At 75.3% G+C, this 24,583-nt stretch carries 22 protein-coding genes; 14 read left to right on the top strand and 8 right to left on the bottom strand.

Annotation, left to right across the window (positions count from 1 at the left end):
• Nucleotides 1–69 precede the first annotated feature (69 nt).
• Both ACFWP2_RS02855 and ACFWP2_RS02850 read right to left on the bottom strand, forming a co-directional pair.
• On the bottom strand, nucleotides 70–1,788 hold the full coding sequence (locus ACFWP2_RS02855; protein ID WP_380447632.1) for a hydrogenase maturation protein: 1,719 nt from the start codon (nucleotides 1,786–1,788) through the stop codon (nucleotides 70–72).
• A gap of 221 nt (nucleotides 1,789–2,009) precedes the next feature.
• Nucleotides 2,010–2,933 (bottom strand): DUF4231 domain-containing protein, encoded by a 924-nt coding sequence (locus ACFWP2_RS02850; RefSeq protein ID WP_380447630.1) that lies wholly within the window; start codon nucleotides 2,931–2,933, stop codon nucleotides 2,010–2,012.
• A 130-nt stretch (nucleotides 2,934–3,063) separates the two neighbouring features.
• On the opposite strand from ACFWP2_RS02850, the gene ACFWP2_RS02845 reads away from it, so the two are divergent.
• Nucleotides 3,064–3,513, top strand: coding sequence for a VOC family protein (locus ACFWP2_RS02845; protein WP_380447628.1), 450 nt, complete (start codon nucleotides 3,064–3,066; stop codon nucleotides 3,511–3,513).
• Nucleotides 3,514–3,636: 123 nt separating this feature from the next.
• Here the strand turns inward: ACFWP2_RS02845 and ACFWP2_RS02840 are convergent, their stop codons facing one another.
• Nucleotides 3,637–5,097 carry an NCS2 family permease gene (locus ACFWP2_RS02840; protein ID WP_380447626.1) on the bottom strand — a complete coding sequence of 487 codons (1,461 nt, stop codon included), beginning with the start codon at nucleotides 5,095–5,097 and terminating at the stop codon, nucleotides 3,637–3,639.
• A 176-nt stretch (nucleotides 5,098–5,273) separates the two neighbouring features.
• Between ACFWP2_RS02840 and ACFWP2_RS02835 the strand changes: the two genes are divergently transcribed.
• From ACFWP2_RS02835 to ACFWP2_RS02825, 3 genes are all read left to right on the top strand, one after another.
• Complete coding sequence (locus ACFWP2_RS02835) at nucleotides 5,274–5,600, top strand: DUF2530 domain-containing protein (protein WP_380447624.1); 327 nt, start codon at nucleotides 5,274–5,276, stop codon at nucleotides 5,598–5,600.
• A 52-nt stretch (nucleotides 5,601–5,652) separates the two neighbouring features.
• Nucleotides 5,653–8,130 carry an HAD-IC family P-type ATPase gene (locus ACFWP2_RS02830; RefSeq protein WP_380447622.1) on the top strand — a complete coding sequence of 826 codons (2,478 nt, stop codon included), beginning with the start codon at nucleotides 5,653–5,655 and terminating at the stop codon, nucleotides 8,128–8,130.
• A 78-nt stretch (nucleotides 8,131–8,208) separates the two neighbouring features.
• Nucleotides 8,209–8,478, top strand: a complete 270-nt coding sequence (locus tag ACFWP2_RS02825; protein ID WP_380447620.1) for a hypothetical protein — start codon at nucleotides 8,209–8,211, stop codon at nucleotides 8,476–8,478.
• On the opposite strand, the gene ACFWP2_RS02820 is transcribed toward ACFWP2_RS02825, so the two are convergent.
• Together ACFWP2_RS02820 and ACFWP2_RS02815 are read right to left on the bottom strand one after the other, a co-directional pair.
• On the bottom strand, nucleotides 8,442–11,738 hold the full coding sequence (locus ACFWP2_RS02820) for a sacsin N-terminal ATP-binding-like domain-containing protein (RefSeq protein WP_380447618.1): 3,297 nt from the start codon (nucleotides 11,736–11,738) through the stop codon (nucleotides 8,442–8,444). The genes ACFWP2_RS02825 and ACFWP2_RS02820 overlap by 37 nt on opposite strands.
• A 194-nt stretch (nucleotides 11,739–11,932) precedes the next feature.
• On the bottom strand, nucleotides 11,933–12,814 hold the full coding sequence (locus ACFWP2_RS02815) for a DUF3027 domain-containing protein (protein ID WP_380448189.1): 882 nt from the start codon (nucleotides 12,812–12,814) through the stop codon (nucleotides 11,933–11,935).
• Nucleotides 12,815–13,404: 590 nt separating this feature from the next.
• On the opposite strand from ACFWP2_RS02815, the gene ACFWP2_RS02810 reads away from it, so the two are divergent.
• From ACFWP2_RS02810 to ACFWP2_RS02795, 4 genes are all read left to right on the top strand, one after another.
• A complete protein-coding gene (locus ACFWP2_RS02810) occupies nucleotides 13,405–14,757 on the top strand; it encodes an MFS transporter (protein WP_380448187.1) in 1,353 nt (450 codons plus the stop codon).
• Between the two features lie 73 nt (nucleotides 14,758–14,830).
• Nucleotides 14,831–15,379 (top strand): hypothetical protein, encoded by a 549-nt coding sequence (locus ACFWP2_RS02805; protein WP_380447616.1) that lies wholly within the window; start codon nucleotides 14,831–14,833, stop codon nucleotides 15,377–15,379.
• A gap of 10 nt (nucleotides 15,380–15,389) precedes the next feature.
• Nucleotides 15,390–16,190 (top strand): futalosine hydrolase, encoded by an 801-nt coding sequence (locus ACFWP2_RS02800; RefSeq protein ID WP_380447614.1) that lies wholly within the window; start codon nucleotides 15,390–15,392, stop codon nucleotides 16,188–16,190.
• Nucleotides 16,183–17,034: a 1,4-dihydroxy-6-naphthoate synthase gene (locus ACFWP2_RS02795; RefSeq protein ID WP_380447612.1), complete on the top strand. Its 852-nt coding sequence runs from the start codon at nucleotides 16,183–16,185 to the stop codon at nucleotides 17,032–17,034. Before ACFWP2_RS02800 ends, ACFWP2_RS02795 begins: the two co-directional genes overlap by 8 nt.
• 24 nt (nucleotides 17,035–17,058) lie before the next feature.
• Here ACFWP2_RS02795 and ACFWP2_RS02790 read toward each other — a convergent pair whose 3' ends face one another.
• Complete coding sequence (locus tag ACFWP2_RS02790; protein ID WP_360348240.1) at nucleotides 17,059–17,442, bottom strand: cold-shock protein; 384 nt, start codon at nucleotides 17,440–17,442, stop codon at nucleotides 17,059–17,061.
• Nucleotides 17,443–17,912: 470 nt separating this feature from the next.
• On the opposite strand from ACFWP2_RS02790, the gene ACFWP2_RS02785 reads away from it, so the two are divergent.
• Nucleotides 17,913–18,152 carry a hypothetical protein gene (locus ACFWP2_RS02785; protein ID WP_380447609.1) on the top strand — a complete coding sequence of 80 codons (240 nt, stop codon included), beginning with the start codon at nucleotides 17,913–17,915 and terminating at the stop codon, nucleotides 18,150–18,152.
• Between the two features lie 43 nt (nucleotides 18,153–18,195).
• Here the strand turns inward: ACFWP2_RS02785 and ACFWP2_RS02780 are convergent, their stop codons facing one another.
• Entirely contained in the window at nucleotides 18,196–18,825 is a 630-nt protein-coding gene (locus tag ACFWP2_RS02780; RefSeq protein ID WP_380447607.1) for an HAD family hydrolase, read from the bottom strand.
• Between the two features lie 99 nt (nucleotides 18,826–18,924).
• Between ACFWP2_RS02780 and ACFWP2_RS02775 the strand changes: the two genes are divergently transcribed.
• From ACFWP2_RS02775 to ACFWP2_RS02760, 4 genes are all read left to right on the top strand, one after another.
• Nucleotides 18,925–19,968: a FecCD family ABC transporter permease gene (locus ACFWP2_RS02775; RefSeq protein WP_380447605.1), complete on the top strand. Its 1,044-nt coding sequence runs from the start codon at nucleotides 18,925–18,927 to the stop codon at nucleotides 19,966–19,968.
• A complete protein-coding gene (locus tag ACFWP2_RS02770; protein WP_380447603.1) occupies nucleotides 19,965–21,023 on the top strand; it encodes a FecCD family ABC transporter permease in 1,059 nt (352 codons plus the stop codon). The genes ACFWP2_RS02775 and ACFWP2_RS02770 overlap by 4 nt, the downstream gene beginning before the upstream one ends.
• A complete protein-coding gene (locus ACFWP2_RS02765; RefSeq protein ID WP_380447601.1) occupies nucleotides 21,023–21,841 on the top strand; it encodes an ABC transporter ATP-binding protein in 819 nt (272 codons plus the stop codon). Before ACFWP2_RS02770 ends, ACFWP2_RS02765 begins: the two co-directional genes overlap by 1 nt.
• Nucleotides 21,842–22,009: 168 nt before the next feature.
• Nucleotides 22,010–22,996 (top strand): ABC transporter substrate-binding protein, encoded by a 987-nt coding sequence (locus ACFWP2_RS02760; protein ID WP_380447599.1) that lies wholly within the window; start codon nucleotides 22,010–22,012, stop codon nucleotides 22,994–22,996.
• A gap of 7 nt (nucleotides 22,997–23,003) precedes the next feature.
• Here ACFWP2_RS02760 and ACFWP2_RS02755 read toward each other — a convergent pair whose 3' ends face one another.
• Nucleotides 23,004–23,870 carry a DUF6597 domain-containing transcriptional factor gene (locus ACFWP2_RS02755; protein ID WP_380447597.1) on the bottom strand — a complete coding sequence of 289 codons (867 nt, stop codon included), beginning with the start codon at nucleotides 23,868–23,870 and terminating at the stop codon, nucleotides 23,004–23,006.
• A 65-nt stretch (nucleotides 23,871–23,935) separates the two neighbouring features.
• Here ACFWP2_RS02755 and ACFWP2_RS02750 point away from each other — a divergent pair, with 65 nt between their 5' ends.
• Entirely contained in the window at nucleotides 23,936–24,523 is a 588-nt protein-coding gene (locus tag ACFWP2_RS02750) for a TIGR03086 family metal-binding protein (protein ID WP_380447595.1), read from the top strand.
• The last annotated feature ends 60 nt before the right edge of the window (nucleotides 24,524–24,583 follow it).

Below are 24,583 nucleotides of genomic sequence, written 5' to 3'. Positions count from 1 at the left end.
TCCGCTCCCGATTTCCGCTCCCGATTTCCGCTCCCGATTTCCGCTCCCGGCCTCCGCCCGCGCCGCCCGTCAGGGCTGTTCGGGCCGCCCGAGCAGCTCCGCCACGTGCTCCGGCGTGGCCACCGGGCAGACCTTGTGCACGAAGTCCCGCCGCAGCGCGTGGTACGGCTCGCCCGCCCGGTAGAAGTTGGCGTGCATCCGGCGCAGTTCCTCCGCCCGGTACTCGGCCAGCGGCTTGGCCTCCTCGTCGACCGCGCGGCGGCGCTTCTTGTCCACCAGCCGCCCGGTGAGGTCCGGCGAGGCGGCGATCCGGGCCGCCTCCCGCGCCACCCAGCGGCGGAACCCGGCCGCGTCCCCGCCGGCCGTACGGTCCACCAGGCCGATCCGGCGGGCGTGGTCGGCGCCGACCGGCAGCGCCTCGGCGGTGAGCCGCCCGGCCTGCTCGGCGCCGACCCGGCGGGGCAGGGTGTACGTCCAGTACTCGGAGCCGTGCAGGCCCATCAGCCGGTAGTGCGGGTTGAGCACCGCCGACTCCCGGCACCACACCTCGTCGGCGGCGAGCGCCGCCATCAGCCCGCCGGCCGCCGCGTTCCCGGCCAGCGCCGCCACCGTCACCTTGTCCGTCGTGGTCAGCACCGCCTCGACGAAGTCGTCCATCGCGTTGATGTTCTCCCAGGACTCCAGCGCCGGGAAGGCCGCGCCCTCGATGACGTTGAGCTGGATCCCGTTGGAGTAGAAGTCCCGCGGGGCGCCGAGCACCAGCACCGAGGTCGGCCGGTCGGCCGCCTCCCGGTAGGCGGCGAGCAGCCGGCGGCACTGCTCGGTGCTCATCGCCCCGCCCGCGTAGGCGAATTCGAGGAAGCCGACCTCGCCCTCCTCGCGGTAGCGCAGCTCCGACCAGGTGTCCCGGCCGCTCGCCCGCTCCGGGCTCACCGGCACCTCGCGGACCCGGTACAGCTCGTCGGCGAGCACGGTGGCGGCCGGCAGCTTGAAGGTGGCCGGCCCGCCGGGGGTGCGGCGCGGGCGCAGCTGCGGTATCCAGACCGCGCCGTCCACGGTGGCCCGGCAGATCGCGCCGTCCCGGGTGGCCAGCACGGCGCCGGGCACCGGGCCGCGCAGCTCGTCCTCGGGGTGGCCGCCGTGCAGGAAGAACTCCCGGCCGTACAGCTCGTCCAGCACGCCGGGCTGGGAGTCGGCGGCGCGCAGCTTGCGCAGCACGGTGGCGGTGTCGTCCCGCTCCCAGTCGATCCGGCGTTCCTCCTGGCGCAGGAAGGGGCGCGGGCGGCCGTGCACGTCCGGCCGGGCGTAGTCCAGCGGTTCGGGGGTGAACAGCCCGCCCTCGTACCGCTGGACGGCCAGCAGGACGGCCTCGACGGCCGCGTCGGCGAGCTCGCCGCGGTACAACTCGCTCTTGCCGCAGGCGGGGACGGGGAAGTCGACGGACGCCCAGATGTCACCGGCGTCCATCTCCTCGACGGCCTGCAGCACGGTGACGCCCCAGTGCCGCGCCCCCTCGGTGATCGCCCGGTCGAGCGAGGAGGGGCCGCGGTCGCCCTTGGGGCCCGGGTGCACGATCAGGACGGTCCGGGTGGACCAGATGTCCTGCGGGACGGCCCTGGTGAGCATCGGGCAGACGATCAGCTCGGGGTCGGTACGGGCCACCGCCGCCCTCATCTGTTCGTCACCCAGGGCGAGTTGGACGGCGACCCGGTGGCCGCGCCCGCGCAGGGCGGTGTGGACGCGCTGGGTCAGGCTGTTGAACGCGCTGGCGATCAGGAGAATGCGCAAGGAGGGCCTCCGGCGGGAACTGGGGTCGCGCGCAGGCGATGAAACCACGGCATGGACACGTAATGATTACGGTCCGTACCTGAGCGCTCTACTCTCACGCACCCCGCACACCTGTGCCCCGCGTTTCGCCGGATCTCCCCAAGTCCCCGCTCCGGTCGCATACCCTTCCCCGCCCGGCCCGCGCCCGCCCCCGCCCAGACCGCCCCCGCGCCCGGCCCGGCTCAGCGCGGGAACGCCCGGCGGGCCCGCCAGGTGGTGTGCTCCCGGGAGACGGCGTCCTCGGCCTCGGCGGCCAGCCGGGCCCAGCGCGCCTCGGCGTCCGGCGCCCGGAGGTCGAGGTCGGACAGCTGGTTGCCGACGTTCTCCAGCTCGCGCGCGGCCAGCTGGTAGGCGGCGGCCAGCGGGCCGAGCTGCTTGAGCTGCGTCCAGGCGATGATCGCCGCGGCCGCGGCCGAGGTGGCGCCGAAGAGGTGCACCTGCAGCGCGCCGGTGGCCTGGGCGACGGCCGCCGCCGCGCCGACGATGATCAGCACCGCGATGCCGAGCCCCCAGGAGACCGCCTGCGAGTCGCAGGCCTCGGCCCGGGAGCGGTACCAGGTGCGCTGGCCCTCGACCCGGGTGCGCAGGTAGAGGGTGCGCCGGGCGGTCAGGCTCTCGGCGCGCTGCCGGCGCATCTCCGGGGTGATCTCGGCGACGCTGCCGGGCGGCACGATCTCCGGGTCCTCGAAGGCCCGCAGCACGTCCTCGACCTGGAGCAGGTAGCCGCGGTCGACGTCCGCGGACTCGGCCGGGCCGTCGAACGGCCGGGCCCGGACGGTGTACTTCCAGGCCAGCGTCTTGACCGACTCGGCCGCCGCCCGGGCCTGGTACCAGCGGCCCTGCGGGTTGCTGCGGCGCAGCCGGGACCAGAAGTACCCGGCCACCAGGAAGGCGGCCACCGAGAGCATCGGCCACGGGTCGAACCCCTGCTTGTCGTCCGGGCCCGGGAAGGACCCGATCAGCGCCGCGACCACCAGCATCGCGATCAGTCCGCGGTACCAGCGCAGCGTCTCGCGCTGCCCGTCCAGCGAGGCCTTGTCCGCCGTCCGGAACAGCTCCGGCAGCAGCTGTGCCTCGACGCCCCCCGGCGGATCCTGTTGCACCATCGGTCGAGTCCCCTCCCCCTTCTCCGTCCAGCCAGTATTCCCACCGCCAACTCGCCTACACGGGTGCCTTTTTGACAACTTCTGACGGTCGATCATTGTCCGGCCCCCGGTAACCGGTAGAAACGGTTACATGCCGCTGCACTGGAAGCTCGTCATCGACTGCGCCGACCCGCACCGCCAGGCCGCCTTCTGGGCCGCCGCCCTGGAGTACGCGCTGGAGGACCACGGCGCGCTGATCACCCGGCTGCTCGCCGCCGGCGCGGTCGGCCCGGAGGCCGTCACCGAGCTGGACGGACGTCCGGCCTGGCGCACCCTGGCCGCCGTCCGCCACCCCGAGGACCCGTTCGACCCGGCCTCGGACACCGGCCTCGGCCGCCGTGTCCTGTTCCAGGCCGTCCCCGAGCCCAAGCAGGGCAAGAACCGCCTGCACCTCGACGTCCACCCCGGCCCGGGCGAGCGCGCCGCCACCGTCGCCCGCCTCACGGCCCTCGGCGCCACCGTCCTGCGGCAGGTCGAGGAGCCCGGCGGCGCCTGGACGGTCATGCGGGACCCCGAGGGCAACGAGTTCTGCGTCCACTGACCGGACGGCCGCCCGCGGGAAACGACCGGGAGACGCCCCGGGAAGCGATCGGGAGACGACCGGGAACGGCGGAGCCCCGCCCTCCCGGAACGGGGAGGGCGGGGCTCGGTCGACGTCGCGGCGTCAGAGCAGGCCGAAGGCCGGCATCAGGTAGTAGAAAGCGAACACCGCCGCCACCGTGTACATCGGGACGGGGACCTCGCGGCCGCGGCCGGCGGCCAGGCGCATCACGCAGAAGGTGATGAAGCCCATGCCGATGCCGTTGGTGATGCTGTAGGTGAACGGCATCATCACGATGGTCACGAAGGCCGGGATCGCGATCGTGTAGTCGGCCCAGTCGATCTCCTTGATCGAGTTGGCCAGGATCAGGAAGCCGACGGTGACCAGGGCCGGGGTGGCGGCCTGGGCCGGGACCATGGTGGCGAGCGGGGTGAGGAAGAGCGCCACCACGAAGAGCAGGCCGGTGACGATCGAGGCGAAGCCGGTGCGGGCGCCCTCGCCGACGCCGGCGGTGGACTCGACGAAGCAGGTGTTGGCGGAGGACGAGGTGGCGCCGCCGGCCGCGGTGGCGATGCCGTCGACCATCAGGACCTTGTTGATGCCGGGCAGGTCGCCCTTGGCGTCCAGCAGGTGAGCCTCGTCGGCCACGCCGAGGATGGTGCCCATCGCGTCGAAGAAGCACGACATCAGCACGGTGAAGACGAAGAGCACGCCGGTCAGCACGCCGACCTTCTCGAAGCCGCCGAACAGGCTGACCTTGCCGACCAGTCCGAAGTCCGGCGCGGAGACCGGGTTGCCGGGCCAGGTCGGGACGGTGAGGCCCCACTTGGCGGCCGGGACGTCGGCCACCTTGTCGATGACCACGGCCAGCGCGGTGGAGACCGCGATGCTGATCAGGATGGCGCCGGGCACCTTGCGGATCAGCAGGACCAGGGTGAGCAGCAGGCCGACCACGAAGATCAGCACCGGGAAGCCGAGCAGGTGCCCGTTGCCGCCGAGCTGGAGCGGGACGGTGGTGTGGGCGGCGTCCGGGATGCGGCTGACGAAGCCGGAGTCGACCAGACCGACCAGGCTGATGAACAGGCCGATACCGATCGCGATGGCCTTGCGCAGGCCGAGCGGGACGGCGTTCATGACCCGCTCGCGCAGCCCGGTGGCGACCAGCAGCATGATCGCGAAACCGGCCAGCACGACCATGCCCATGGCGTCCGGCCAGGTCATCTTGGGGGCCAGCTGGAGCGCCACGATCGTGTTGACGCCGAGGCCGGCGGCCAGGCCGATCGGGACGTTGCCGATGACGCCCATCAGCAGCGTGGTCAGACCCGCGGTCAGGGCGGTGGCGGTGACCAGCTGGGCGCTGTCGAGGTGGGCCCCGGTGACGTCCGTGCCGCTGGCCAGGATGATCGGGTTCAGCACCAGGATGTACGCCATGGTGAAGAAGGTGGCGACACCGCCGCGGATCTCGCGCGGCAGGGTGGAGCCTCGCTCGCTGATCCGGAAGAAGCGGTCGACGGCGCTCGTGGGGGGCTTCGGCGCGGCGTCGGCGGGTTCGGGCGACTCGGTGGTCGGCTGGACCACAGGCATGCGTGCGTCCTCTGTGGGGGAGCTGAGGAGGGGGAGGGGAGGCCCGGGGGCGACGGTGGCCGGGCGCAGATCTTTAAGTATGGTTTCCCGATCGCACACGCGCTATCTTCGCGCGTAGAGCGCGCAGGGGGTCCGAACACCCCACAACGGCCCCGGCGCACCGTACCCTAGGCCCCATGCCCAAGACGCCACTGCACCCCTCGCCCCCTCCGCTGGAGGCCAACGACGTCGCCATCGTCGGCGGCGGCACGGTGCTGTGGTTCGTCGCCTTCCTCGCCCTGCTCCCCTTCCAGGGCACCCTCTCCGCGCACGGCCACGGCACCTGGCCCTGGATCTGCCTCTCCGGCGGCCTGCTCGGCCTGATCGGCCTCTGGTACTGCCGCGCCCGGCGGGACGCCATCGCCCGCGGCCGCGCCGCCGAGGCGGCCGGACCCGCGCCGGGGCACACGGCCGAACGGACGACCGGGGACAACGGCCAGAACCCGGCCACCCGGTCGGACTGAATAGTCCTTTAGTAGCACGCACCGGACATAAGGCACCCGTAGAGTCGGTGCCATGACGCAGCCTGCCCAGCCAGCGGAAGAGCCGCCGACCGACGCAGCCCGCCCGGACGGAGCACACCCCCTCGGCCTGCTGCCCGGCCGGCGCGGCGGCCTGACGGCCGCCGAGGTGGCCGAGCGGGTCGCGAAGGGCCAGGTCAACGACGTCCCGGTACGGTCCAGCCGGTCCACCAGGGAGATCGTCCGGGCCAACGTCTTCACCCGCTTCAACGCGATCATCGGCGTGATGTTCGGGATCATCCTGATCGTCGGTCCGATCCAGGACGGCCTGTTCGGCCTGGTCATCGTGGCCAACACGGCGATCGGCATCATCCAGGAGCTGCGCGCCAAGAAGACCCTGGACAGCCTGGCCCTGATCGGCGAGGCCCGCCCGCAGGTCCGCCGGGACGGCTCCGCCCAACAGATCGGCGTCTCCGAGATCGTCCTCGACGACACCGTGCTGCTCGGCATCGGCGACAAGGTGATCGTGGACGGCGAGGTCACCGAGGCGGACGGCCTGGAGATCGACGAGTCGCTGCTCACCGGCGAACCCGACCCGGTCCTCAAGCAGCCCGGCGACCAGGTGATGTCCGGCAGCTTCGTGGTGGCCGGGGCCGGCGCGTTCACCGCGACCAAGGTCGGCCGCGAGGCCTACGCGGCCCAGCTCGCCGAGGAGGCCAGCAGGTTCACCCTGGTGAAGTCCGAGCTGCGCTCCGGCATCGACAGCATCCTGCGGATCATCACCTACCTGCTGATCCCCACCGCCCTCGGTCTGATCATCAGCCAGCTGGCCGTCGAGGGCCGGGACTGGAAGGAAGCCGTCCGGCGCATGGTGGCCGGCATCGTGCCGATGGTCCCCGAAGGGCTGGTGCTGCTGACCTCAGTCGCCTTCGCGATCGGCGTGGTGCGGCTCGGCCGCAAGCAGTGCCTGGTCCAGGAGCTCCCGGCGATCGAGGGCCTGGCCCGGGTGGACACCGTCTGCCTGGACAAGACCGGCACCCTCACCGAGGGCGGCATGGACGTCATCGACCTGCGGGTGCTCTCCGACGGGGAGCCCGCCGCCGTCGCCCCGGAGACCGTCAAGCACGCCCTGGCCGTGATGGCCGGCGCCGACGCCCGCCCCAACCCGTCCATGCAGGCGGTCATCGACGCGTACGGGCGCGGCGACGGGCCCGCGAACGGTTCTCCGGGCGGTTCGGGGGGCCGCGACGGCTGGCGGGTGATCGAGGCGATGCCCTTCTCCTCCGCCCGCAAGTGGAGCGGCGTGCAACTGCTGGAGCCGCAGGGCGGCGAGGCCAGCTGGCTGCTCGGCGCGCCCGACGTGCTGCTGCCCGCCGGGCACCCGGCGCTGGCCGAGGTGGACGAGCTGGGCGCCCGGGGCCTGCGGGTGCTGCTGCTGGGCCGCACCCCCGTCCCGCTGGACTCCCCCGACCCGGCGGCCGACCTCACCCCGCTCGCCCTGGTGGTGCTCCAGCAGCGGCTGCGCTCGGACGCCGCCGAGACGCTGCGCTACTTCGAGAGCCAGCGGGTCCGGGCCAAGGTCATCTCCGGCGACGCGGCGGTCTCGGTCGGCGCGGTGGCCGGCCACCTGGGCCTGCCCGGCGCCGACCACCCGCTGGACGCCCGCACCCTGCCCGCCGATCCGAAGGAGCTCGCCGAGACCGCCGACCGGACCAGCGTCTTCGGCCGGGTCACCCCGCAGCAGAAGCGCCTGCTGGTCGGGGCGTTGCAGTCCCGCGGCCACACCGTGGCGATGACCGGCGACGGCGTCAACGACGTGCTCGCGCTCAAGGACGCCGACATCGGCGTGGCGATGGGCACCGGCTCCGACGCCACCAAGGCCGTCGCCCAGATCGTGCTGCTGAACGACTCCTTCGCCTCGCTGCCGTCGGTGGTGGCCGAGGGCCGCCGGGTGATCGGCAACATCGAGCGGGTCGCCTCACTCTTCCTGGTGAAGACCGTCTACTCGGTCCTGCTGGCCCTCCTGGTGATCTTCACCCATTCGCCGTACCCGTTCCTGCCCCGGCACTCCACCGTGCTGTCCTCGCTGACCATCGGCATCCCGGCCTTCTTCCTCGCCCTCGCCCCCAACAACGAGCGGGCCCGCACCGGCTTCGTGAAGCGCGTGCTGCGGCTGGCCGTCCCCGGCGGGATCATCGCCGGCACCGGCACCTTCGTCGCCTACTCGCTCGCCCGCGCCGACCACGCCACCGACCTCAAGGCCGACACCAGCGTGGCCACCCTGACGCTCTTCCTGATCGCCCTCTGGGTCCTCGCCATCGTCGCCCGCCCGTACAACTGGTGGCGCCTGCTGCTGATCGGCAGCATGGGCGGCGCCTTCGCGCTGGTCCTGCTGGTGCCCCCGCTGAAGTCCTTCTTCGACCTCTCCCTGGTCGGCTTCCGCGACCCGTTGGTGGGCGTCGCCATCGCGGTGGTCTGCGGCATCGCCCTGGAGATCACCTGGTACGTCATGAAGCGCCGCGGCATGGAGTGACGGCCCGGGCGGTCGGCCGCGCCCCCGCGTGACAAGCCCCCGCGCGCACCCGATGATGGCCCCGGAAGGGGGTGCCGGATGGCACGCGGGAATGGGGACCTGGAGGCGTTCACCGCCTTCCTGGGCGGGCTGCTGGCGGCCGGACTGGCCGCCCTGGCGATGGCGGGGGTCGGTCTGGCGGTGCGGCCGACACCCACGCTGCGGACCGCCGCGCTGGTGACGCTCGGCGCGGTCTGGCTGACCGTCACCACCACCGTCTACCGACGGCTGCGACCGCGCACCGGCCGGGCGACCGGTGCGCGGCGCGGGGCTCAGCCCTCGAAGTCGCGGGCGGCCGAGAGCTCGTAGGCGCGGTCCGGCTCGCTGAGGGCGGCCAGCACCTCGAAGCGGCGGTGCCACTGCCCGACCGACCAGGCCAGCCCGGCGGCCAGGCCCTCCGGGGTGGCCGCGTGCAGCAGGCCGGGCACCGGCGGGACCTCGAACTCGTCGTCCTCGTCGCCGGCCTCGGCCAGCTCCGGGTCGTACGGCGGCTCCGGGGCGTCCGCCCCGGTGTCCCAGCGCCAGTCCACCGCCGCCTCGCCGCCGTCCGGCCCGACGACCAGCAGCTCCTCGTGCTCCTCGTAGGCGACCGGGCAGCCGGGCAGCAGCTCCCGCACCACCGCCGGGACCCGGTGCAGCACGCCCTCGGAGAGCACCCGGCCGCCCGCCACCTCGCTGGCCAGCGACACGTGCAGCCGCTCGGCGAGGTCGGCGGCCAGCGCCGGGGCGACCGGCAGCAGCGGGTACGGGTGCAGCAGCTGGACCAGGTCGGGGGCGTCGGCGACGACCGCCTCGGTGGCGTCCACCACCACGGTGTGGGCCGGCCGGCGCCCGGTCGCAGGGTCCAGCGGCGGCAGCGCCCGCACCACGTCCAGCGGCTCGATCCGCTCGCGGTCCACCCGGGCCAGCGCGGTGTGGATGCCGTGCAGCTGGCGGTGGCCGACCTCGGCGTCCGGGTCGGTCATCCGGTCCAGCACCTCGTCCGGCCCGTGCGGCTCGGCGAGCAGCGCGGCCAGCGTGGTGCGCACCCCGAGCGCGTGCAGGAACTGCTCGTCCAGGGTGGTGCGGGCCTCGTCGTACAGGCCGCGCAGCAGCGGGTCGGCCCCGGCCGCCCGCAGGCCGGCCGGCTCGCGGCCCGCCAGCACCGGGTGGTCGCGCAGCCACCAGGCGGTGTACGGCGGCAGGTCGGCGTACGAGCCGTCCGGCAGCAGGGTGCGCACCGGGGCGACCACGGCGTCCCGGTACGGCGGGCGGGCCAGCGCCGCCAGCGCCTGCGGCCAGGCGTCGTCGTCCACCAGGTCGAGGTCGCGCACGGCCAGCAGCTCGGCGGCCACCGGCGGGACGCCGACCGCCTCGTCGGCCTGCAGCGCCTCCAGCGCGTCCTCGGCCCACTCGGCGAGCCCGTCCGGCGCCTCGTCCAGCAGACCGGTGGGGTGGCCGCCGGCCGCGCGGTCGGCCGGGACGGTGGGGTCCAGCCGCTCCAGGTCGTCCGGGTCGAGCACCACGTCCTCGGCGCGCACCAGCACGAAGTCGGCGAGCACGCCGACGGCGGCGAGCACCTCCGGGCCCCAGCGCTCCAGCAGCTCGTCGTCCACCCAGCCGGCGTCCTCCTCGCGGGCGAGCGCGGCGAACGGGCTTCCGGGCAGCACGAGTTCGCCGGCGCGGGCGGGCTCGCCCTCGTCGTCGAGCAGCGCCAGCCGGGCCAGCCAGGGATGGGCGCCCGGCTCGGGGGCGGCGGCCTTCACCAGGGCCAGGACGGCGTCGGCGAGTTCGAGCGCCGCGTCCAGGTCGTCCTCGGCCAGCTCGTAGGAGCGGGCGACCGCGGCCCGCGCCTCGGGGGTGTCCAGCACCCCGGCCGGGGTGGCGGTGCCGGCGCCGAGCTTGGCCAGCAGCGGGTGGGCGGCCTCGGGGTGGGCCAGGCGCAGGTCGAGCGCGGCGAGCGCGCCCGCCAGCGTCTCGGGGTAGCCGGGGAAGGCCGCCCAGTCGGCGTCCTCGGAGGGCAGCAGGACGCGCCGCGGCCCGGTGACCGTCCGCCCGTCGGCGAGCGGGACGGGCAGCGCGCCGAGCGCCTCCGGGTCGGCCGCGCCGAGCGCCGCGTACAGGTTGCGCCACCAGGCGGGCTCGCGGTCCAGGCCGCCGAGCTGGTCCACCACCTCGGCCAGCGGCACCCGGCGCACGTTCAGCACCCGCAGCTCGGTGCGGCGCTCCAGGCCGGCCGGCAGCAGCCCCGGGAAGATCGGCGAGAGCGCCTCGACCACCGAGCCGTCCGCGCCCTCCAGCAGCGTCGCGTCCCGGGGCCGCAGCGCGGGCGTGCCCTCCTCGACCGGCGCCGGGTGCGGCAGGAACGGCGTCCCGGGCAGCCGGGAGAGCACCGCGGCGCGCAGCGCGTTGTCCAGCGCGCCCCGGCCGAGCGGGGCCGGGACGAGGCCGAGCGAGCCGAGGTCGGCGCCGCGGGCGCGCAGCAGCTCGGCGTAGCTGTCGGCGGCGCGCTCGGTGAGGAAGTCGGCCAGCGGGCCGGGGGCGGCGTGCCGGCGGGTGGAGTCCAGCGGGTAGGAGGCGATCAGCAGCGCGGGCAGGCCGACCGGCTCGTCGCTGGGGGTGGGCGCGTGCAGCACCGAGGCGATCCCGGGCCGCTGCGGGGCGCCGTCCGGGCCGACCGGGACGGCCCAGGTCACCGTCCAGTACGGGCGGGCGCGCTCCTCGGTGGGCCGGTCGACCAGCAGCTCGGCCGAGAGCGTGCCGGAGGCCCCGACGGTCTGCCAGACCGTCTGCCGCGGCCGGCCGTCGGCGTCGTCGGTGACGGTGACCTCGGTGACCCCGTCCGGGCGGGGCTCGGCGGCGTCCCGGGTGAGGGTGCGGATGCCGTCCGGGGTCTCCACCACGACCTCGCGCAGGCCGGGCAGGGTGAGCAGCAGCGCGTCGTCGATCCCGGCCAGCAGACGGCGGGTCAGGTCCTCGGCGGCGGCGTCCCGCAGCGGCAGCACCACCACGGTGTCGTAGCCCTCCGGGGCCGGGCCCTCGGCCGCGAACGGCAGCCGCAGCAGCGGCACGTGGCCGTCCCGGCGGCGCAGCTCGTCGGCCAGCTCGGGCTGGGCCGCGGCCAGCGCCCGCGCCTCGCCGAGCGACCAGCGCACCCCGCCGGTGGCGCTCAGCACGGCGGGCTCGTCGGTGACCGCGAGAACGGCGGCGAAGCCGACCCCGAACCGGCCGACGGCGGGCGTCTCGCCGCGCTTGGAGGAGGCGCGCAGGGTGGACAGCGACTCGACCGCGGCCGCGTCCAGCGGGGCGCCGGTGTTGGCGGCGGCGAGCACGCCGTCGGCGAGGGTCAGCCGCAGCCGGCCGGGGCCGTGGCCGGCCCGGACCGCGGCGTCGGCCGCGTTCTGCGCCAACTCGACCACCAGGCGGTCCCGGTAGCCGCCGAGCGCCAGCTCCTCCTCCGCGTTGGCGTCCTCCCGGAACCGGGCCGGCGAGGCGGCCCAGGCGGCCAGCACCCGTCGGCGCAGCGCGGCGCTGCCGAAGGGGTCCGCGAGGTGCTCGTCCGTGCCGCTGCCGATGATCCGAGGTTCCACTGGACCTGCCGCCTTCCGCTGCCCTGTTCGTCGTAGGGCATTCTTCCCTGCCCCACTGACTGCTCCCGACCACCGGCCGCGCCGACGGCGGCCCCGACGGCCCTTTCCGCAGCCCGCCCGCCGTCCGCGGCCCGCCCGGAAAGCACCGCGGCCCGCGCCGGTCGTTGACCGGGCGGGCCGCGAGAGCCTGGGGCTCAGGAGTGGCCGAGCTCCTCGGCCGGGGCGTCGGGCTCGACGGAGCCGGAGGCGCGGTCGGGGTGCAGCGGCAGCGGCTCGACCACCAGCTCGTCCAGGATCAGCTCGGACGGCGCCGGCGGGGCCGGGATGACGGCCGCCTCGGAGTGCCCGCCGCAGCCGTACGCGAAGGAGACGATCTGGCCGTCGGCCGGGCCGAACTCGTTGCCGCACACGCCGAAGGCCTGTCCGAGCGAGCCGCCGATCGGGACCAGGAAGCCGCAGCTCGCGCACGAGGCCGGGGCGGCCTGCGCCATCGGGGTCTGCGGGCCGTGGGTCTTCTCCCAGCGCTCGGCGGCCAGGTGCAGGCCGAGCCGGGAGAGCACCCGGCTGCGGCCGAGGCCCAGCTCCTCGGCGACGGCGTCGATCCGGGCGCGGGCCGGGGCCGGCTGGACGTGCGGGTCGGTGACGACCAGGTCCTCGTCCTGGGCCAGGGCGACCGGGGAGTTCGGCGCGGGCTCGTCCTCGCCGGTCCAGCCGGGCTCCAGCCGCAGGTCGTCGGCGCCGGTGGGCAGCAGGTCCCCCGGGCCCATGTCGCCGGGGCGCAGCCGGTCGCTCCACGGCACCCACTCGGGGGCGAGCACCGCGTCGGCGCCGGGCAGCAGCACGACCTCGTCCAGGGTCACGTTCTTGGCGCGCGGCGCGCGGGCGACGGTGACCGCCCAGTGCCAGCCGCGGTAGGCCGCGTCGAGGCACTCGAAGGTGTGGGTGACGACGCGGTCGGCGTCCGCCTGGACACCCAGGTGCGGCCCGACGGCCTCCGCACCGACGGCCTCCTCGGCGGCCTGGCGGGCGAGTTCGACGGCCTCGGCACAGAGCCGGTCGGGGGTACGGCTTCGCATCGCAGCACTCACGGCGTCGATTCTCTCCCAGTTCTTCTGTCGCCCACGGCGTGTTGCCTGTTCCGTCGCGGCTCGGTGTCCCTCGTCCATTCTGCGCGACCGGGAGCCCCCTCGGGTACCGGCCGCGCCGCTCGACCGGCCTGCCGGCGCCCCGGCGGGTCGGCGGGTCGACCCTGGGCAGGCTACCCGGCGGTCGGCACCCCGGCACAGTCCGGGGCGGACACGGCCCTTCCGGGGCCGCGCCGAGCGGAGCCCGGTCCCGCGTCGGCTCGGCGATTCTGGGGCAGGATGGGCTTGTGGCGGACCACGACCCGTCGCAGCACGCACCGGGCGCCCCGCAGGCCGGGAGCGCCGACCAGGCGGACGCCGTGCCGCGACAGCAGCCCCCGGTCCCCGGCGCGGGCGAACCGCGGCCGGCGGACGGTTCCGAGGCGCCCGCCACCCCCGTGGATCCGTCCACCCCCGGAGCCCCCGACGCCCTCGATCGGGCCACTCGGGCGCTTGACGCGGACGAGGGCGAGGAGGACGGCGAGGACGCGGACAGGGGCGAGGAGGGCGAGGACGAGGCCCCCGAGCCGCGCCGGCACTTCCTGATCCGCACCGCCTCCGCCGCCGGCTCCCGCACCGGCAAGGTGGTGCACGGCACCGGCCGCCGGATCCGCCGGGCCACCGCCGCCGAGGGCGCGGGCGAATCCGGCCTCGCCAAGCTGATCGAGCTGCACGCGCTCAACTCCTTCGGCGACATGCTGATCACCATCGCGCTGGCGTCCACCATCTTCTTCTCGGTGCCCACTGGCGAGGCCCGCGGCCGGGTCGCGCTCTACCTGCTGATCACGATGGCCCCGTTCGCCCTCCTGGCCCCGGTGATCGGCCCGCTGCTGGACCGCCTGCCGCACGGCCGCCGGGCGGCCATGGCGATGGCGATGCTGGCCCGGGCGGTGCTGGCCTGGACGATGGCCGGGGTGATCGTCGGCGGCGGCATCGCGCTCTACCCGGAGGCGCTCGGCGTGCTGGTCGCGTCCAAGGCGTACGGCGTGGTGCGCAGCGTGGTGGTGCCGCGGCTGCTGCCGAGCCGGCTGTCCCTGGTGAAGGCGAACTCCCGGGTCACCCTGGCCGGGCTGCTGGCCACCGGCGTGGCCGCCGGGGTGGGCGGGCTGCTGCACCTGATCGGGCCCGGCTGGCCGCTGCGCGGCGCCTTCCTGGTGTTCGTGATCGGCACCCTGATGGCCTTCCACCTGCCGCCCGCGGTGGACTCCGCCAAGGGCGAGCAGCGCGCCGTCCTGCACGCCGAGGTGCACGGCGAGGGCTCGCACCTGATCCACCACAAGCCGCCGCCGGTCAAGGCCTCGCTGCGCGCGGTCGGCCCCTCGGTGATCCTGGCGCTGCGGGCGATGTCGGCGATGAAGTGGCTGGTCGGCTTCCTGGTGATGTTCCTGGCCTTCCTGCTGCGGGAGGAGCCGATCGGCGGGCTGCAGCCGACGGTGGCGCTGGGCCTGGTGGCGCTGGCCGCCGGGACGGGCAACGCGCTGGGGTCGGTGCTCGGCTCCTGGCTGCGCACCCGGGGCCCGGAGGCGACCGTCACCGCGATGCTGCTGGTGGCGGCCTGCGCGACGGGGGCGGCCGCGCTCTGGTACGGCGTGGTGACGGTGGTTCTGGTCGCCGCGGTGGCCGGGATGGCGGCCTCGCTGGGCAAGCTGGCGCTGGACGCGCTGATCCAGCGGGACGTCCCGGAGGCGGTGCGGACCTCGGCGTTCGCCCGTTCGGAGACGTTGATGCAGCTGTCCTGGGTGGCGGGCGGCGCGGTCGGCATCCTGCTGCCGCTGAACGGGAAGCTGGGCCTGTCGATCGCCGCCGGGGTGGTCGGCCTGGTGCTGCTGTGGACGCTCCGCTCGCTCCTGCGGGTGGGCCCGCGGCGGCATCCGGCGGCGCCCCGGGTGGCCTGAGCGGGCCGGCGCGGCAACACGCGGCGCCGACCCCCGCGTCGCGTGATCGGCCAGGCCCGGTAGATTCTGACGCATGAGCCTCAATTCCCGTGCCATCGCCGCCCTCGGCGCCGTCGTCGTGGTCGGCGCCGCCACGGTGGGCACCTCCGTCGCCATCGCCGCCGACCAGACCGAGCACATCTCCCACCGTGCCACCCTCACGGTCGGCAACTCCTCGATCGTCGCGGACCCGCTGTGCTGGAACGCCGGCAGCCCGCTCACCGAGGACCAGCAGCAGAAGTGCCAGGAGGACGCCACCAAGGCCCTGCACGACGGCACGCTGCCCTCCTCGGACGTCACGGGCAGCGACCGGGTCGGCGTCGGGGTCTCCCCGAACGTGGCCGACACGGGCTGGTGGGCCTTCACCAACGGCGGCTCGTCCAACCAGGGCGGTCGCTTCAGCCTGTTCTCCGCCGCCAAGGGCCCGACCTGGTCCGGCTCCCAGTCGGCGAACAAGGTGCTGAACTCCAGCGGCAAGACCGTGGTGACCGTGGTCGAGGGCGACCCGAACCAGGAGGCCCCGATCGCCGTCTGGTACTTCCAGCTGAACAGCACGGACACCAACGCCAAGGACAACGGCTGACGGTCCCGCGATGACCGCGCACGCCGTCACCGACGGCCGGGACGAGCGGTCGGGCCCCGCACGGGCCCGGCTGCTCGTCGTCGTCGCGGTGGAAGCCGAGGCCGAGGCCGTGCTGCGCGGCCTGCCCGGCGCGTCCGCCGCGCTGCCGCTGCCCGGCGGCACGCTGCACCGGGCCGAGCGGGTACCGGTGGACGTACTGGCCGCCGGGGTCGGCCCGGCCGCCGCCGCGGCCGCCGCCTCCTGCGCACTGGCGGCCCACCCCTACGCCCTGGCCGTCTCGGCCGGGATCGCCGGCGGCTTCGCCCCGCTCGCCCCGGTCGGCTCCACCGTGCTGGCCGACGCGATCGTGGCCGCGGACCTCGGCGCCGAGACCCCCGAGGGCTTCGCCGACGTCACCGAGCTGGGCTTCGGCACCGTCCGCCACACCCCGCCCCCGGCCGCCGTCGCGCTGGTCGCGCGGGCGCTGGGCGGTCCGGGCCTGGCCGTCGGCCCGGTGCTGACCGTCTCCACCGTCACCGGCAGCACCGAGCGGGCCGCCGCACTGGCCGCCCGCCACCCCGGCGCCGTCGCCGAGGCGATGGAGGGCTTCGGCGTGGCCGAGGCCGCCGCCCGGTACGGCGTACCGGCCCTCGAACTGCGCACGGTGTCCAATCCGGTGGGCCCGCGCGACCGGGCCGCCTGGCGGATCGGCGAGGCGCTGGCCGCCCTGGAGCGGGCCTTCGCCGCACTGCCCGTCCACGAACTGGCCACGCGGCACGCACCGGAGACGGCCGCGCGGCACGAACCGACCGAGGAGGCCGGCCGTGGCTGAACGGCTGAGCATCGCGTACTCGCCCTGCCCGAACGACACCTTCGTCTTCCACGCCTGGGCGCACGGCCTGGTGCCCGGGGCGGACGCCCCCGAGGTGACCTTCGCCGACATCGACGTCACCAACGGCCAGGCCGAACGCGGCGAGCTGGACGTGCTGAAGATCAGCTACGGCGCGCTGCCCTGGGTCCTGGAGGAGTACGCCCTGCTGCCCTGCGGCGGCGCGCTGGGCCGCGGCTGCGGCCCGCTGGTGCTCACCCTGCCGGGCGTGGCCTCCCCCGCCGACCTGGCCGGGAAGACCGTCGCGGTGCCCTCCGAGCGCTCCACCGCCTACCTGCTGTTCCGGCTCTGGGCGGCACGGGCGGTGCCGGGCGGCTTCGGCGAGATCGTCGTCCTGCCGTTCCACGAGATCATGCCCGCCGTCCGGGACGGCCGGGTGGACGCCGGCCTGGTCATCCACGAGGCCCGCTTCACGTACCGGCAGTACGGCCTGCACAGCCTGGCCGACATGGGCGAGGCCTGGGAGCAGGAGACCGGACTGCCGATCCCGCTGGGCGCGATCGTCGCCAGGCGCTCGCTCGGCGCCGAGCGGCTGCGGGCGATCGCCGACGCGATCCGCGCCTCCGTCCGCCAGGCCTGGGCCGACCCGGCGGCGAGCCGCGCGTATGTGCTGGCGCACGCCCAGGAGATGGACCTGGACGTGGCCGAGCAGCACATCGGGCTGTACGTCACCGAGTTCAGCGAGGACCTCGGCGAGGAGGGCTACGCGGCCGTCCGCGCGCTGCTCACCCGGGCCGCCGCGGAGGGGCTGGTGCCCCCGCTCGACCCGGGTTCGCTCGCGTTCTAGCCGTCGGCCCGTTCCGGCCGCCGGTCAGACGTCGAACTGGTCGGCCACCGCGCGCAGCAGGCCGGCCAGCTTCTGGCCGGTCGGCTTGGCGGGGTAGCGCCCGCGCTGGAGGCCCGGCAGCACCGCGTCCAGCGTGGTGATCAGGTCCTGGACGATCGGCGCCATGTCGTCGGCGCTGCGCCGCTGGGCGGCGGCCACCGAGGGCAGCGCGTCCAGCAGCTGCACGGCCATCGCCTGGTCCCCGCGGTGCCCGGCGACCACGCCGAACTCGACCCGCTGGCCCGGCTTCAGCGACGTGACACCGGCGGGCAGCGCCTTGGTGTGGACGAAGACGTCGCCGCCGTCGTCGCGCGACAGGAAGCCGAAGCCCTTCGTCTCGTTGAACCACTTGACCTGGCCGGTGGGCATCTCGAACAGTCCTCGAATGGGTGTGAGGGATCCCGGCCCGGGCCGGGGATCACTGGGTGGTGGGAAGAGCGACCGGCCTCGACTCGGCGCCCGTGGGCGCTCATGGCCGGCACGCGGTCAGGAGCAGACTAACCGTCCGTCACTGCCTCATCCGCGTTCCGCGAGGGATCCGCGTTCCGAGGCCCGGTCGGGGCGGCGGGAGCGGGATCTCGCGGTCACGGGAAACCCGGCGCCGGAACGGCCGGGGCGCGGCTCCGCGCGGTCCATCGGCTCACACCCCCCGGGTCTTCGGACGCGGGACGCACCTGTAGCGCCCCTCGGCACCCCGTGCATACCCCCGCTCAACAGGGATCAAAACGTTCAGCTGCCGGGAAACTGCGCAACGTGACCGGCCCGCTCCGGTGGGGACCCCCGGCCGCCGCTCTGCCAGACTGGGGGCAGTCCCGACCGGCCCGGAGGAGTGAGCAGACGTGAGCAGCCAGAGCGCCGACCCCGGCGACGGGTACGTCAAGGCCGGGGCGGTCGTCTTCGGTCTCGGCGCACTCGCCACCCTGGTCACCTTCGTCCCGCTGTTCCTGCACCTGACGCCGCTGCCGACGGCCGCCTACTGGCTGAGCATGCTGATGCCGGCCGGCTTCCTGGCCGCGCTGACCGGACTGCTGCTGAACGCGCGGGCCCAGCGCCGCCGGAGCGCGCCCGTCGAGTCCTGACGCCTGCCGCGGGCCGCAGCGGGCCGCCACGCGCCGCCGGGCCCTAGCGTTCGGCCAGGTGCCCGGCGAGCCAGTCCGGGAAGCCGGTGAGGTCCGTCAGCACCACGTCCGCACCCGCCTCGCGCAGCTCCCGCGCGCTGTACGGGCCGGTGGGCACGCAGACCGCGACGGCGTCCGCGTACCGGGCGCCCCGGATGTCGCCCAGGTGGTCGCCGACGTAGACGCTCGCGCCGTGCTCGCGCAGCGCCTCGCCCTTGGTCTCCGCCCAGAGGTCGCCGATCACGGTGTCCGCGGCCAGCCCGGCGTGCTCCAGGTGGAGGCGGGCGTTCGGCTCGTACTTGCCGGTGATCACCGCGACCCGGCCGCCGTGGGCACGGACCGCCTCGACGGCGGCGTGCGCGCCGGGCAGCGCCACGGTCGGGGCGAAGGCGTGGTCCCGGTACAGCTCGCGGTAGCGGGTGACGGCCCGCTCCACCTCGTCCTCCGGGAACCAGTTGCGGATCTCGTCCAGCAGCGGCGGTCCGAGCCGGGTGACCACCAGGTCGGCGTCGATGGGGGTGCCGGTCTCGGCCGAGAGCGCCAGGTAGGTGGCGCGGATACCCGGCCGGGTGTCCAGCAGCGTCATGTCGAGGTCGAAGCCGACGGTGAGCGGGGCGGGCGGGATCGCGGACATGCCGTCAGGCTACCCAACCGGCGCCCCGGAGCACGAGGCGATTTGCCCGGGCTTCGCAGCTGAACTTAGGTTTGCCTGAGTTGTCTGCGGAGAGGGCCCATGACCGACACCAGCGCACCGCCCGGTGCGCCCCGCGCGCCCCACCGCGCGCCGCGGCGCCGAATACTGTGGCTCGCCGCCGCGCTCGCCGTGCTGGCCGCCGCGGTGCTGCTGAGCCTGGCGGTCGGCAGCCGGACCATCCCGTTCGGCGACACGCTCGACGCCCTGCTGCACGGCGGCGACACCGCCAACGCCGTGGTGGTCCGCGAGCTGCGGGTGCCGCGCACGGTCGTCGGACTGGCCGTCGGCGCGGCGCTCGGACTGGCCGGGGCCGTCATGCAGGGCCTGACCCGCAATCCGATCGCCGACCCCGGCATCCTCGGCGTCTCCCAGGGCGCGGCGGCCGGCGTGGTGGTCGCCATCTCCGGCTTCGGCGTCTCCACCCTCACCGGGTACGTCTGGTTCGGCTTCGTCGGCGCCGTGATCGCCACCGTGCTGGTGTACGGGCTCGCCGGGCGCGGCCGGGGCGGGGCCACGCCGATCAAACTGGCGCTGGCCGGATCGGCGATGTCCGCCTTCATCGCCTCGCTCAACACCCTGGTGCTGACCACCGACGCGGCCACCATGGACCAGTTCCGCTTCTGGCACGTCGGCTCGCTCTCCGGGCGGACCTCGGACGTGGCCTGGCAGCTGCTGCCGTTCCTGGCCGTCGGCACGGTGCTGGTGGTCGCGGTGGCCCGCGGACTGGACGCGCTGGCGCTCGGCGACGACACCGCGAAGGGCCTCGGCGCCAAGACCGGCCTGGTCCGGGCGGTCGGCGCGCTCGGCGCCACCGTGCTGACCGGTTCGGCGGTCGCGGCGGCCGGTCCGATCGCCTTCGTCGGCCTCGCCGTCCCGCACGTGGCCCGCGCGGTGGCCGGCGCCGACCACCGCTGGATCCTCGCCTTCTCCGCCGTCCTCGGCCCGGCGCTGCTGCTGCTCGCCGACACCCTCGGCCGTGTCCTGTTCCCGCCGTCCGAGGTCCCGGCGGGCGTGATGACGGCGCTGGTCGGCGTCCCGGTGCTGGTCGCGCTGGTGCGCCGCCGGAAGGTGGTGGCGGCATGAGCGGGCTCGCGGGTTCCGTCCCCCTGCGCGGCTACTCCGTCGTCCGGGCCGGCCGGGCGTCGTTCCTGGTGCACCGGCGCTCGGTGGCCGTCGCCGTCGGGCTGCTGGTGGCGCTGGCGGCGACCATGGTGGCCTCGCTCTGCCTGGGCGAGTCCACCGTCGCGCCGGGCGAGGTGGTCAAGGTGGTGCTCGGGCGGCCGAGCCCGCACGAGCTGGTGGTCGGCGAGTTCCGGCTGCCCCGGGTGGTGGTCGGGCTGCTGGTCGGCCTGGCGCTCGGGCTGGCCGGGGCGCTGATCCAGACCGTCGCCCGCAACCCGCTCGCCAGCCCCGACGTGGTGGGCGTGACCTGGGGCGCGACCGTGACCGTGGTCGGCCTGACGGCGTACGGCGTGGTCGGCTCGACCGGCCAGGCCCCGTACGCGGCGGTGGCCGGCGGCCTGGTGGCCGGGCTGCTGGTGTACGCGCTGGCCTGGCGGCGCGGCCTGCACGCCCAGCGCTTCGTGCTGATCGGCATCGGCATCAGCGTCGCGCTGTCCTCGCTCACCTCCGTCTTCCTGACCAAGGGCGACGGCTTCCAGGCCCAGGCCGCCAAGGTCTGGATGACCGGCAGCCTGAACGGCGCCGACTACGACCAGGCCGGGTGGCTCGGCTGGGTGCTGCTCGCCGCCCTGCCGGTCGCGCTGTGGGCCGCCCGCGCCCAGCGGTCGATCTCCTTCGACGACGCGACCGCCGTCGGCCTCGGCCTGCGCCTGGACCGGATCCGCCTCGGCATGGCACTGCTGGGCATCGTGCTGGCCTCGTGCGCGGCCGGGGCCGCCGGGCCGGTGGACTTCGTCGCGCTGATGGCCCCGCAGATCGCGCTGCGGCTGGCCCGCTCGGCGCAGGTCCCGCTGTTCTGCTCGGCGCTGACCGGCGCGCTGGTGGTGGTCCTCGCCGACCTGCTCGCCCGGCGGCTGCTGGCTCCGACGGAGCTGCCGGTGGGCGTGGTGACCGGCATGGTCGGCGCGCCGTACCTGATGTGGCTGCTGATCCGATCCCGCCGTGGAGGTTCCTGATGTCCGATCACCGTCTGGAGGCCCGGGGCCTCACCCTGGCCTACGAGGCGCGCACGGTCGTCGAGGGCCTGGACGTGGCCGTCCCGGACGGGCGGGTGACGGTGATCGTCGGCCCGAACGCGTGCGGCAAGTCGACCCTGCTGCGCGCCCTCGGCCGGCTGCTGAAGCCGGTCCGGGGCACGGTGCTGCTGGACGGCGAGGAGCTGGCGCGGATCCCGACCAAGCGGATCGCCCAGCGGCTCGGCCTGCTGCCGCAATCGCCGACCGCCCCCGAGGGCATCTCGGTGGCGGACCTGGTCGCGCGCGGCCGCCAGCCGCACCAGAGCTGGTGGCAGCAGTGGTCGCCGGAGGACGAGGCGGCGGTCGCGGAGGCGCTGGAGCGCACCTCCACCGCCGAGCTGGCCGAGCGGAGCATGGACGAGCTGTCCGGCGGCCAGCGCCAGCGCGCCTGGATCGCGATGGCGCTCGCCCAGGGCACCGACATCCTGCTGCTGGACGAACCGACCACCTACCTGGACATCGCGCACCAGGTGGAGGTGCTGGACCTGGTCCGCCGGCTGAACGTCGAGCGCGGCCGGACCGTCGTCGCGGTGCTGCACGACCTCAACCAGGCCGCCCGGTACGCGGACCACCTGGTGGCGATGCGGGACGGCCGGGTGGTGGCGCAGGGCCCGCCCGGGGACGTGGTGACGGCCGAGCTGGTGCGGGAGGTGTTCGGGCTGGACTCGGTCGTGGTGCCGGACCCGGTGACCGGCACGCCGCTGGTCGTGCCGGGCGCCCCGTGGGCGGCGCTCACCCCGGACGGCGCTCCCGCCTGACGGCGCCCGTGCTCGACGGCATCCGCACTCGACGGCGCCCGTGCTCGACGGCATCCGCACTCGACGGCGCCCGTGCTCGACGGCACTCGCGCTTAACGGCACTTTAGCTGCCATTTCGGACATAATCGACGGCGCCCCCACCCGCCCCGCGCCGCCAGAGGACCGCCGATGCCCCGGATCTCCCGCCGCACCCTCCTCACCGGCCTCGGCGCGGGCGCGCTCGCGGCGGCCACCGGCTGCACCACCCGGCGGTCTGGCCCGGAGACCACCGACGGCCTCGCCACCGGCGCCTCGCCGTCCCCCTCCCCGGTGCCGCCGGTGACGGTGAACGCCGCCACCGGCCCGGTGGTGGTGCCGGGCGCGCCGATGCGGGTGGTCGTGCTGGACACCGACGTGCTCGACTCCGCGCTCACCCTCGGCATCACCCCGGTCGGCGCCGCGCTGCCGGGCCGCGACACCAGCTACCCCGAGTACTGGCCGACCTCCCGGACGGCCGGGATCCGGCTGGTCGGCCCGGCCGGCGCACCCGACCTGCCGACCGTCCGGGCCCTGCGGCCGGACCTGATCCTCTCCAACCAGACCCGCGACGGCGACCGCTACGAGCAGCTGCGGGAGATCGCCCCCACCGTGCTCACCCAGACCGCCGGGGCGCCGTGGAAGGCCGACTTCCAGCTGCACGCCCAGGCACTGAGCCGGGAGGCGGCCGCGGCGGCCTTCGCCGGCGCGTACCAGAAGCACGCCGGGCAGGTGGCGCAGGCGCTGGCGGCGGCGAAGCCGTCGGGCCGCAAGGTGAGCCTGGTGCGGTTCGTGGAGGGCGGCGGCATCCGGCTGTTCGGGCGGCAGAGCTTCCCCGGGACGGTGCTCTCCGACGCCCAGGTCGGCCGGCCCGACGCGCAGAACGTCGACCAGTCGGACTTCGAGATCCCGCCGGACCAGCTCGCCAGGGCCGACGGCGATCTGCTGCTGTACGCGACGTACGGCGATCCGGAGCTGTCGGGCGCCAACGCCACGCTGGCGAGCCCGGGTTGGCAGGCGCTGGGAGCCGTCAAGGGGCACCGGGCGTTCCCGGTGGACGACCAGCTCTGGTTCCAGGGGATCGGGTACACCGGGGCCAACTACGTGCTGGACGAACTGCAGCGCTTCCTGGGGGCGTAGCCGGGGATCAGCGCGACCCCGCGTAGCGGGCCGGGGAGACCCCGACGGCGGCGGTGAAGTCCCGGGTGAGGTGCGCCTGGTCCGCGTAGCCCAGCTCGGCGGCAAGCCCGGCCAGGTCCAACTCTCCGACAGCGGCGGCGCGTTCGGCGGCCTCGTGGAGGCGGGCGCGGCGCAGCACCCACTTCGGGGAGGCGCCGACGTACTCGGCGAACAGCCGCTGAAGCCGGCGCACGGGCAGACCCAGCCCGGCGGCCAGCTCGTCCACCCGGCACAGGTCCGGTGTGCTCGTGATCCGGTCCACCATGGCGGCGACCTCGGCGGCGACCGGGTCGGGCGCGGGCAGCCGGGGGCGGAGGAAGGCGTCGGCGAACGCGGCCGGGTCGCCGGGCGTCCCGAGTACCTCCGCGTTGACCCGGTCGACCGCGGGCCCGAAGTACTCGGCGGCGGGCACGGAACGGTCGGCGAGCCCGCTCACCGGGTGCCCGGCCAGGGCCCGGAAGGCGCCGGGACGGAAGCGCGCGCCCAGCACGTGCCCCGCGCCCTCCAGCCGGCGGACGAAGACCGAGCGGTCCACCCCGTACACCCGTGCCCTCGGCGCCTCGAAGACCAGGTGGACGTTGGGGTGGGAGAGCACCTTCTGCTCGTACGGGGGCAGGCCGTGCAAGTCCCAGCGGACCAGCCAGTAGTACTCGACGAACCTCGCCACGGCCGGGTCGGGCGCGAGCCGGTCCACGGTGATCAGCTCGGCCGCCCGGGCGGGGTGGAGCACGCCGCGGCCGAGGTCGGGAGAGGCGGGTGCGGCCGGGGTGGCCGCGGTGGCCGCGGTGCCCGGGGAGGCCGGGGAGGCCGGGGAGGCCGGGGAGTCCATGCCCATGCCGCCAGGCTAGTCGTCGCGTTTCTTCAAGACCCGGAGGTGCGGCCCGGCCCAGGATCGACGCCATGAACGCCCACCCGATGCACCCGTTCCTGACCCGTGCCGCCACCGCCGCGGCCGGTGTCGCCGCCGCCGTCCCGGCCGATCAGCCGCTGGACGCGCCGACCCCCTGCGCGGAGTTCGACACCCGTGCGCTGATCAACCACTGGGTGCTCTACACCTCGCACGGCCTGGAGCACCGGGCCCGGCGGGTCGAGCTGCCCGAGGAGCTCGGCTCGCGGGACTTCGCCGCCGACGCCGACTGGCGCCCCGCCTACGCGGCTCAGCTGGAGCGCGCGGTCGCGGCCTGGGCGGACCCGGCCGTCTGGGAGGGGGACGTCGACCTCGGCGGCGCCCCGGTGCCCGCCGTCGGGATCGCCCGGATGCTGATCCTGGAGCTGCTGCTGCACGGCTGGGACGTGGCCCGGGCGACCGGCGGGCGGATCGAGGTCGACGAGGAACTCGCCCTGCTGGTCGGGGAGATCGTGGCGGAGAACGCCGAGCTCTACCGCCGGTACGCGGGCTTCGCCGAGTCGGTGGCACTGCCGGAGGACGCCGGTGCGTGGGACCGCGCGCTGGCCGCCTCCGGCCGCGACCCGCACTGGAAGGCCTGAGCCCCGGCGGCCGGGCGGCCGGGTGGCACGGAGGTTTCCGGCCAAGTTCATGGCATGACC

Origin of the sequence: Kitasatospora sp. NPDC058444, from assembly GCF_042721415.1 — a bacterium.
Taxonomy (GTDB): Bacteria; Actinomycetota; Actinomycetes; order Streptomycetales; family Streptomycetaceae; genus Kitasatospora.
The sequence above is the reverse complement of the archived record's forward strand: the minus strand, read 5'-3'. Positions and strand labels throughout refer to the sequence as shown.